1 protein-coding gene is annotated in these 1,184 nt (G+C 46.3%); it reads right to left on the minus strand.

Annotated features, from left to right (window positions below):
- Positions 1-6: 6 nt before the first annotated feature.
- Positions 7-1,184 (minus strand): elongation factor Tu (gene tuf, locus N482_RS12905; RefSeq protein ID WP_063377427.1); only part of this gene is annotated, 1,178 nt, incomplete at its 5' end.

The following is a 1,184-nucleotide window of genomic DNA, read 5'->3' on the forward strand; positions in this document are numbered from 1 at the left end:
TAACTATTACTCGATGATTGATGCTACAACACCAGCACCAACTGTACGGCCACCTTCACGGATAGCGAAACGTAGACCTTCGTCCATCGCGATTGGGCAGATTAGCTCTACAGTCATCTTGATGTTGTCACCAGGCATTACCATTTCTACACCGTCTGGTAGCTGGATGTCACCAGTTACGTCTGTTGTACGGAAGTAGAACTGTGGACGGTAACCTTTGAAGAAAGGAGTATGACGACCACCTTCATCTTTAGAAAGTACGTATACTTCTGAAGTGAACTTCGTGTGTGGAGTGATTGAACCTGGCTTAGATAGAACCTGACCACGCTCAACTTCTTCACGCTTAGTACCACGTAGAAGTGCACCAATGTTCTCACCTGCACGACCTTCGTCTAGAAGCTTACGGAACATTTCAACACCCGTACAAGTTGTCTTCGTAGTTTCTTTAATACCTACGATTTCAACTTCGTCGTTCACGTTTACAATACCCGCTTCAACACGGCCTGTTACTACTGTACCACGACCCTGGATTGAGAATACATCTTCGATAGGCATGATGAATGGCTTATCGATGTCACGCTCTGGCTCTGGGATGTAAGAATCTAGTGCTTCTGCAAGCTCAACGATCTTGTCTTCCCACTCTTTCTCACCTTCTAGTGCTTTAAGCGCTGAACCTTGGATTAGTGGTAGATCATCACCTGGGAAATCGTACTCAGAAAGAAGTTCACGAACTTCCATCTCTACTAGTTCGATTAGCTCTTCGTCGTCAACCATGTCACATTTGTTCATGAATACGATGATGTAAGGTACACCAACCTGACGTGAAAGTAGGATGTGCTCACGAGTCTGAGGCATAGGACCGTCAGTTGCAGCAACTACTAGGATCGCGCCGTCCATCTGAGCAGCACCAGTGATCATGTTTTTAACGTAGTCAGCGTGTCCAGGACAGTCAACGTGTGCGTAGTGACGAGTTGGAGTATCGTACTCTACGTGTGAAGTTGCGATTGTGATACCACGCTCACGCTCTTCTGGAGCGTTATCGATTTGAGCGAAGTCACGTGCTTCACCACCGTATACTTTTGCAAGTACGTTAGTGATTGCTGCTGTTAGAGTTGTTTTACCGTGGTCAACGTGGCCAATTGTGCCTACGTTTACGTGCGGTTTCGAACGTTCAAACTTTTCTT

The sequence above is a fragment of the Pseudoalteromonas luteoviolacea NCIMB 1942 genome (assembly GCF_001625595.1).
Classification (GTDB): domain Bacteria; phylum Pseudomonadota; class Gammaproteobacteria; order Enterobacterales; family Alteromonadaceae; genus Pseudoalteromonas; species Pseudoalteromonas luteoviolacea_A.